This window comes from Mesobacillus sp. (assembly GCF_049588175.1).
Lineage (GTDB): Bacteria > Bacillota > Bacilli > Bacillales > Cytobacillaceae > Mesobacillus.
The window spans coordinates 1-8,087 of record NZ_JBAVFI010000614.1 but is presented as its reverse complement, the minus strand read 5'-3'; the positions used below and the strand labels follow the sequence as shown (position 1 = coordinate 8,087).

Sequence of the window (8,087 nt, the reverse complement as noted above, 5' to 3'; positions counted from 1 at the left end):
GCATTTGTATATTTAGCAACATATTCCTTGTGATATAGATTGTTTTCAATCGCATAGTTGATCAAGCCGCCCATGAACGGGATATCCGTTCCTGAACGAAGCGGGGCGTAATGGTCAGCCTGTGATGACGTTCTTGTGAAACGCGGATCGACTGAGACGATCTTGCCTCCGTTTTCCCTTGCTTTCATCAGCCATCTGAAGCTTACCGGATGGTTTTCAGCAGGATTTGCTCCGATGATCAACGCACAATCTGTATGCTGCAGATCATTCCAATGGTTAGTCATTGCTCCACGACCGAATGAAGGTGCCAGACCGGCAACCGTTGAACTATGTCATATTCGTGCCTGGTGCTCAAGATAGGTGACACCAAGCCCTCTCATCATTTTCGCGAGCAAATAGGTTTCTTCATTATCAAGCGCAGCACCGCCAAGGCTGGCGATCGCTTCCGTTTTATTGACAAACATACCGCCTGATTTTTCGACGAATGTTTTATCGCGTGTTTCTTTCACACGCTTAGCAATGGTATCAAGCATCCATCCCCAGTCTTTTTCTTCCCACTTATCACTGCCAGGAGCGCGATAACGCGGCTTCAGTACACGTTTCTCTGAAGTGAATAATTGTCTGATCGTCGTTCCTTTACTGCAAAGACTTCCTTCGTTGATGGGATGATCCGGATCCCCTTCCGTATATACCACATCATTGTTTTTCGTATGGACTAAAATACCGCAGCCCACAGCGCAGTATGGACAAATGGTTGGTGTTACAGTAGCTTTGGCAATCTTGAATTCTTTTGTTTTCGCATGGACTTCCGTTTCATTAAAGCCAAGCTCGACAACCGCCAGGGTCGCCGCAGTGGCACCTGACAGCTTCAAGAACTGCCGGCGATTTAGGTTGATTTCAACCATTTCTCTCTCTCCTCCCAATAGTTGCTAGAACATCCCTAATCCCACAGGTAGCATCAATTCAATACTTGCTGGGCTTCCCCCCTTTCAAGTAGTTCCTCAGCAGAAGCAGGCGGATTCAAATCATCATGGATCCTTCCCGCCGATGTATAGATGGTCGCCATTTTCCCGCGCAAGTAGCCTACTACCTCAATGTTGAGGAATCGTGCCAGTTGGACAGCCTGCTTCGTTGCCGCTGTCCGCGAGCCAATGACAGCAAAACCATATTTCGCTGCTTTTGAGAGCATTTCATATGAAATCCTTCCGGTCGTCAGCAAGACAAGCCGGTCAGGATGCAAACGCTTACGGATAGCGTGTCCGATGATTTTATCGACAGCATTATGCCTGCCGATGTCTTCCCTGACTTCGATGCTGCCATCCTCAAGGATGATGCAGGCACCATGCATGCCTCCTGTTTCCAGATATAGCGGAGAATTTTGCGCAAACTCGGCACGTTTTTTTAATAAATATGTCAATGAGTAGGTTTCATCAGAATCCACTTTGTTGAATTTCTTTACGTCTGTCATCGAAAAGAATGTGACTCCACGGCCGCAGCCTGCTGTATAATGCTTCTTCTTTGAAAACATCTGTTCAGGATCAAAGGAATTGCACAGGGTGACATCGAGTGTTCCTGCCTTTTCGCTGAAATGAACGCTCACAACATCTTCCGCTTTATCGATCAATCCTTCTGAATATAGGTAGCCAAACACCCAATCTTCAAGGTCCTGGTTTGTCAGCTGGAAAACTGCAATTTCATATCCATTTAATTTAAGATTGATCGGATATTCATCGGGACAGCCTTTCTTGTTCATCTTGTTCACCCCTTATGTGGTCAATCGTCCTCCGGAATCCGGTGCAGCAATCGACTTCTTCCTTCCATGTTAGTAACAATGGAAATGAAAGACTGTTAATAATCTCACAAACTGGTAAATGGTTTATTGCTAAATTAGAAAATCTAGTTACTAGGGACGAAATAAAATACCCCCATACCTTTATTTTAGGGGGTATTCATTGATATAACTGTTTAAATTGTGACAATAATATAGCTGAAAAGTGACGATTGTTTTAACAAGTTCTTCTGTAAGTTACAATATTCCAGTTAACAGATTTCCCCTATTCATCCTAAAGCACATGATTTTTTCCGACAGTAACTTTCATCACCGTAACATTGCTAACGCCACAAAAAGGAAAGTTATCCATACCACTCTCAGCACCCTCAACCAACAAAACGGAAAAATCCAAATCATTGTCTAATTCCATGGAATTGGTATAATCATAAGAAAGCATAAACAAGAAAAACCACCACACATTAACGCAGCACAGCACTGGGGGTCAGACCCCCGGTGATGCACCGCGGTGAAGCGTCGGGGGTCTGACCCCCGGCGCGTTAATTGGGTGAAGTGTTTGGCGGGTTGATTTTGAAATGGAGGTATTTTGATGACGTTGAAAAAGGTTTTGACTATTGCGGGTTCTGATACAAGCGGCGGCGCTGGGATTCAGGCTGATCTGAAGACGTTCCAGGAGCTTGGGGTTTATGGCATGACTGCCCTGACGACTGTCGTAACAATGGATCCTAAAAAGCACTGGCACCACGAAGTTTTCCCTCAGCCAGTTGAATTGGTTGAAAAGCAGCTTGAAACGATTCTTTCAGTTGGAATTGATGCAATGAAGACAGGAATGCTTGGAACGGTGGAAATCATCGAGCTTTCCGCACGCAAAATCGATGAGTACAAGCTGGACAAGGTTGTCATCGACCCTGTCATGGTGTGCAAGGGCGAAGACGAAGTACTTATGCCTGAGAACACAGATGCAATGAGAGAATTGCTTCTTCCTAGAGCAACAGTTGTCACTCCAAACCTATTTGAAGCCTGGCAGCTTGCACAGACTGGCCCAATCCGCACAATTGATGACATGAAAGAAGCTGCAGCCAAGATCTATGACCTTGGCGCTAAGAACGTCATGATTAAGGGCGGAAGTAAGCTGAACCATGAAAAAGCGGTCGACCTCCTTTATGATGGAAAAGACTTCACACTTTTCGAATCAGAAAAAGTGGAAACAAGCTTCACTCATGGCGCAGGCTGCACATTCGCGTCAGCTATCACTGCACAGCTTGCAAAAGGAAAATCGGTCCCTGAAGCATTGGATGTTGCTAAAAAGTTCATCACAGAAGCAATCAAGCATGGCTTCCGATTGAATGAATACGTCGGCCCTACAGCCCACCTTGCGTATAACAAATTCGCAGACGGCAACAGAGGCGAATAAGCAGAAAAAGCGCAACTGCAATTGCTCTGCATAATCAAAAGGATGGCAGCCGCCATCCTTTTTCCATATCACATGAAAATAAAGAATCTCGCTGCGATACAACTTTCACTGAATCCTTCACCCGACATGATCAAGAGTGATGCTAAAGGAATGCCTGATTAAACACTTTTGTAAGTATCTTCAAGCATACATTTCGCATTCAGAAGTTTTTTTTAGTAATATGGTTATATCGATTTTTTAACATATAAGGCTGACTATTCGGCTAATATAAAGTAAAACTTCAATGAGTTTGCCGCATTTATCCGGGAAGGAGGAATCATTAATGGATCCGGTTATTGTGCAAGAAGTCCAGGCTGCTCTGGACGGCTTTAGAGACAAGGAAGTCTATGTCCATTTAGAAACAACAAATGGCGCCTACGCTTCTCATAACAACGAGTCATTTTTTTCATCAGGCGCTTACATCCGCAACGCGAAGGTTACATATGAACGCGCAAAGATTACTGGTGAAGGACCATATCGTACAGGATTGAAAATTCCATTAGGCTGGATTTATGCTGAAGGAATCACTCACTTTGAAATTGATGCACACGGAAGGCTGCTGCTTGCAGGCCACGACTTTAGCGGAAAACTCGCAGTCGCCCTGCAAATAAGCGAAACACCTTTCGAATAATATCGCTTGAACAGGCTGGCTGAAAGGAGAGATTTTACCATGGAAAAAGAAAGACATGTACTCGTCGTGTTTCCTCATCCAGATGATGAAGCATTTGGCGTTTCCGGCACGATTGCGTCCCATGTGAACATGGGCACACCCGTCACTTATGCCTGCCTGACACTCGGCCAGATGGGAAGAAATATGGGAAATCCGCCATTTGCGAATAGAGAAACACTTCCTATTATACGTAAACAAGAATTAAAGGAAGCGGCCCGCGCGCTTGGGATTTCAGATTTGAGGATGCTTGGATTCCGTGATAAAACGGTAGAGTTTGAAGATGAAGATAAGCTGGCCAATTTGATGTCTTCATTGATTGCTGAATTGAATCCTTCACTGGTCATTACCTTCTATCCAGGCTATTCTGTCCACCCGGATCATGAAGCAACAGGCGCCGCAGTAGTGCGCGCAGTTAAAAACATGCCGGAAGCAGACAGACCAAAATTGCACTGTGTTGCATTCTCAAGAAATTGCGTGGAAGAATTGGGGCAGCCCGATATTATCCATGATATCAGTGCTGTAGCTGATGTTAAGATTGAGGCAATGAAGGCCCATCGCTCCCAGACCGAGCTGATGCTTGCTGATATGGCAGATAAGCTGAAGGATAAGGATCCAGCTACGATAGCCTGGATCAACAATGAACGTTTTTGGACCTATAAGTTTTGATGAAATCCACCTTCTCAGGTGGATTTTTTTGATGGACATTATTTTCTTTCATATACCCCTTCACTCATCAACCCTTTTACAAAAATCACTTCATCCTCCGGCTTTCCTTTAATTTTCCATACAGACTCTTTAAACCCAATAAATTTACTGTTATCAGTCTTACCGATCTGCTTGTCGAGTTCAAACTTTCTTTCACCATTCTCGTAAAACTTTTTATAGGTTTCATACCCTCTTTGAAATTCTTGATTTTTATAGACCAAAGTGTCATTGGTTTTAGTATTATACACATTTAGACTTGCATCATAGATATAAAGACAGCCAATCAACAGCAGCGGAGCGATCAGCAATAATATCTTCTTTTTCCTTTTTAACAAGAAATCACGCCCTATTAATTTTTAAATTTTCACTAAATTCTTATATTCACAAATATCATAGCATAAAATCTAAGAGGTTTTTAATGCTGATCTCCAAATAAATAAACTAGTGAGTGATTACTCACTTTACAAATAAAATATTATCAATTAAACTGTAATTACATTAGTGAGTGATTACTCACTTATAAAAGGGAAGGTGAATTTTCTATGATTGTCTCAATAAAAAATGTGTCTAAACGATACGGAAAGCATGAAGTATTAAAGGATATAACATTAGAGATTCAGAGCGGTGAAATTTTTGGATTGCTCGGGCCTTCAGGTGCTGGCAAAACAACGCTGGTTAAACAGCTGGTCGGCCTTGATTTGCCAAGCGAGGGAGAAAACTTTCTTTTTGGTAAAAAAATGCCCTCGCTCCAGCTAATTGAAAAGATTGGGTATATGGCTCAATCTGACGCACTTTATACAGAATTATCGGCTAAGGAAAATCTTGAATTTTTCGCTTCCCTATTTGGCCTGAAGGGTGCAAGGAGAAAACAGCGGATTCTTGAGGTGATGGAGCTAGTAGACTTATCGGAGCATCTTAACAAACTGGTAACCAATTACTCTGGCGGAATGAAACGCCGCTTATCGCTTGCTGCTGCACTGCTGCATGAACCAGAACTGCTGATTTTGGATGAACCAACTGTCGGTATCGACCCTGTGCTGCGCAAAAGCATCTGGAATGGCTTCTATGATCTGAAAGCGAATGGCAAGACACTGATTGTTACAACTCACGTAATGGATGAAGCCGAGAAATGTGACAGGCTGGGGCTGATTCGTGATGGCAGATTAATTGCCGTTGGCACGCCTGAAGAATTGAAAGCAAATACTAATTCCTCAAGCGTTGAGGAAGCATTTTTAGCATACGGAGGTGCCGAGCATGCGAATTAGTGCTCTAGTAATCAGGATTATCCGCCAATTTCTAAGGGATAAAAGGACGCTTGCAATGATGCTTGTGGCGCCCCTAATCATCCTGACGATGCTGCATCTTGTTTTTAACGGTGACGATTATATCCCTAAAGTCGGCCTTGTCAATGTTCCAGGCCCAGTGATCGAGAAGCTGGATTTAAAAGATGCAAAGATTAAAGAATATGATTCTGAAAAAGCGGCTAAAGATGACACGTTAAATCGTGATATCGATGGTTATATCCTATTTGATGGACCTATGCTTGATAAAATCGTTCTGGAAGGAAGCGATCCATCAGTAAGTGGAGCTTTTATGAAGCAGGTCCAGCAGGCCACAAAGCCGTTGCTGCCAGCCGCTAGCCAAATGGAATTGAAGATCGATTATCTGCATGGCTCAGAGGATATGGGACAGTTTGATTATTTCGGCCCAGTATTGCTAGGCTTCTTTGCCTTCTTCTTCGTTTTTATCATTTCCGGCATTTCCTTTTTACGGGAACGCACTAGTGGCACACTTGAGAAGCTGCTCGCAAGCCCTCTGCGCAAATGGGAAATCGTCATTGGCTATGTGCTTGGATTTGGGATATTCACCATGCTGCAGGCCACTTTAATTGCCTGGTATGCGATTTACATTCTTGGGATGCTGATGGAAGGTTCGTTTATCTACGTTCTATTAATAACATTAATGCTGTCGATGACGGCTTTGACACTTGGCATTCTGCTGTCAGCATTTGCGAACAACGAGTTCCAGATGATCCAGTTCATCCCTCTGATCATCGTGCCGCAGTTCTTCTTCTCGGGACTGATCAATCTTGATACAATATCAGAATGGCTAAGCTGGCTCGGCCCAATTACCCCGCTCTATTATGCAGCAGAAGCACTGCGTGATATCATGGTAAGAGGCTATGGCTGGGGTGCCATTTATGGTAATCTGTTGATTATGGCCGGTTTTTCCGTTGTATTTATCCTGCTGAATATTTTAGCATTAAGGAAACACCGCGCAGTATAAATACTCTTGAATACGCCGCGGAGGGAGTTAAAGATGACAGATCGCGAAATGAGAATCGACGAGTTAATTGATGAAGAAGAAGCACTGACCGACAAGCAGAAAAAAATTATCGTGTCTGCGATCGAGTCTTTTGCCGAAAAAGGGTATTCCGCAACCTCCACCAGCGAAATCGCCAAAAAAGCAGGTGTAGCGGAAGGCACCATTTTCAGACATTATAAAACGAAAAAGGATTTGCTGCTGGCAATCGTTGCCCCAGTGATGGCAAAGTTTGTCGCTCCCTTTATTATAAAAGACCTTAATAAGGTACTCGACCAGGATTTTGAACATTTAGAGGACTTCCTGAAAGCCATCCTTGAAAATCGCCGGGATTTCTTAGTTAAAAATCTGCCGATCGTCAAAATCCTTTTACAGGAAATTCCGTTCCACCCTGAATTAAAGGACTTATTCAAGGACCATATCGCCTTAAAGGTATATGAACGCTTCGAAAAAATTGTCGAACACTATAAAGCAAATGGCCAGATCATCGATATTCCGGCCTACAGCGTATTCCGCTTGTCCCTCTCAACCATCTTTGGGTATTTAATTGCCCGTTATATGATTCTGCCTGAAGCAGATTGGGATGATGAAGCAGAAACAGAGAGAACCGTTCAATTCATCCTGCATGGATTGAGCGGACTGAACAGCAAGTAAAAACCGGGCACTCATGCTAACGGGTTCGGATACTTGTCACTTTTTATAAAAATACGTTTAAAAATCTGCTTATAATTGTTATACATTTTGTCCTGCAAAATGCAGGGCTTTTTGTTATGTAAGAATATTACAAAGTGCCACCTAATGTATAATGTATTTTATGGCCAACGTACTGTTATAAAACTGAATGTTGACTTCACTGTGTTTGAAAAATAATCGGAAAAACTCCCTTTAAATTAGGAAATATCCCTATTTCCTTAAGAATAAGCGGAGTTTTTCCGCTTATATGATCCAAATCTTTAGGATTTTGGCTTATTTAGAGCAGTTAACCGGAATTCCTCCGCTTATCTCTGCTTCTAAGCTTCCTCTTTATCCATTAGCCGGAAATTCTCCGCCTATTACTTCTCATACCTATACGAAAATCATCAATGAATAATTACAGAGCCAAGGCATAGAAAAACGTGGTTTTGTAAATAAAAAACACAGCATTTTGC

9 protein-coding genes are annotated in these 8,087 nt (G+C 42.9%); 6 read left to right on the top strand and 3 right to left on the bottom strand.

The window, feature by feature from the left end; translation table 11 throughout:
- Both WB217_RS14915 and fdhD read right to left on the bottom strand, forming a co-directional pair.
- On the bottom strand, nucleotides 1–896 hold an 896-nt coding region (locus WB217_RS14915), incomplete at its 3' end, for a molybdopterin-dependent oxidoreductase (protein ID WP_423994028.1).
- 62 nt (nucleotides 897–958) lie between these two features.
- Nucleotides 959–1,753: a formate dehydrogenase accessory sulfurtransferase FdhD gene (gene fdhD / locus WB217_RS14910; RefSeq protein ID WP_423994027.1), complete on the bottom strand. Its 795-nt coding sequence runs from the start codon at nucleotides 1,751–1,753 to the stop codon at nucleotides 959–961.
- Nucleotides 1,754–2,378: 625 nt separating this feature from the next.
- Here fdhD and pdxK point away from each other — a divergent pair.
- From pdxK to bshB2, 3 genes are all read left to right on the top strand, one after another.
- Complete coding sequence (gene pdxK, locus WB217_RS14905) at nucleotides 2,379–3,203, top strand: pyridoxine/pyridoxal/pyridoxamine kinase (RefSeq protein ID WP_423994026.1); 825 nt, start codon at nucleotides 2,379–2,381, stop codon at nucleotides 3,201–3,203.
- Nucleotides 3,204–3,525: 322 nt separating this feature from the next.
- A complete protein-coding gene (locus WB217_RS14900) occupies nucleotides 3,526–3,873 on the top strand; it encodes a YojF family protein (protein WP_335377243.1) in 348 nt (115 codons plus the stop codon).
- A gap of 39 nt (nucleotides 3,874–3,912) precedes the next feature.
- Entirely contained in the window at nucleotides 3,913–4,578 is a 666-nt protein-coding gene (bshB2, locus tag WB217_RS14895) for a bacillithiol biosynthesis deacetylase BshB2 (RefSeq protein ID WP_423994025.1), read from the top strand.
- 38 nt (nucleotides 4,579–4,616) lie between these two features.
- Here the strand turns inward: bshB2 and WB217_RS14890 are convergent, their stop codons facing one another.
- The gene (locus WB217_RS14890) at nucleotides 4,617–4,952 is read right to left on the bottom strand and encodes a hypothetical protein (RefSeq protein ID WP_423994024.1); all 336 of its coding nucleotides are present in this window, start codon (nucleotides 4,950–4,952) and stop codon (nucleotides 4,617–4,619) included.
- Nucleotides 4,953–5,159: 207 nt separating this feature from the next.
- Here WB217_RS14890 and WB217_RS14885 point away from each other — a divergent pair, with 207 nt between their 5' ends.
- Genes WB217_RS14885 through WB217_RS14875 form a run of 3 tightly spaced genes read left to right on the top strand, consistent with a single transcriptional unit; the run spans nucleotide 5,160 to nucleotide 7,593 of the window.
- The gene (locus WB217_RS14885) at nucleotides 5,160–5,882 is read left to right on the top strand and encodes an ABC transporter ATP-binding protein (protein WP_423994023.1); all 723 of its coding nucleotides are present in this window, start codon (nucleotides 5,160–5,162) and stop codon (nucleotides 5,880–5,882) included.
- Nucleotides 5,872–6,903 (top strand): ABC transporter permease, encoded by a 1,032-nt coding sequence (locus tag WB217_RS14880; protein ID WP_423994022.1) that lies wholly within the window; start codon nucleotides 5,872–5,874, stop codon nucleotides 6,901–6,903. The genes WB217_RS14885 and WB217_RS14880 overlap by 11 nt, the downstream gene beginning before the upstream one ends.
- Nucleotides 6,904–6,936: 33 nt before the next feature.
- The gene (locus tag WB217_RS14875) at nucleotides 6,937–7,593 is read left to right on the top strand and encodes a TetR/AcrR family transcriptional regulator (RefSeq protein WP_423994021.1); all 657 of its coding nucleotides are present in this window, start codon (nucleotides 6,937–6,939) and stop codon (nucleotides 7,591–7,593) included.
- The last annotated feature ends 494 nt before the right edge of the window (nucleotides 7,594–8,087 follow it).

Excerpts from the sequence above, each read along its gene's own strand:
- WB217_RS14885 (WP_423994023.1), top strand. The coding sequence starts at position 5,160 with ATGATTGTCTCAATAAAAAATGTGTCTAAACGATACGGAAAGCATGAA.
- bshB2 (WP_423994025.1), top strand. The coding sequence starts at position 3,913 with ATGGAAAAAGAAAGACATGTACTCGTCGTGTTTCCTCATCCAGATGAT.
- WB217_RS14880 (WP_423994022.1), top strand. The coding sequence starts at position 5,872 with ATGCGAATTAGTGCTCTAGTAATCAGGATTATCCGCCAATTTCTAAGG.
- WB217_RS14900 (WP_335377243.1), top strand. The coding sequence starts at position 3,526 with ATGGATCCGGTTATTGTGCAAGAAGTCCAGGCTGCTCTGGACGGCTTT.
- WB217_RS14875 (WP_423994021.1), top strand. The coding sequence starts at position 6,937 with ATGACAGATCGCGAAATGAGAATCGACGAGTTAATTGATGAAGAAGAA.
- fdhD (WP_423994027.1), bottom strand. The coding sequence starts at position 1,753 with ATGAACAAGAAAGGCTGTCCCGATGAATATCCGATCAATCTTAAATTA.
- pdxK (WP_423994026.1), top strand. The coding sequence starts at position 2,379 with ATGACGTTGAAAAAGGTTTTGACTATTGCGGGTTCTGATACAAGCGGC.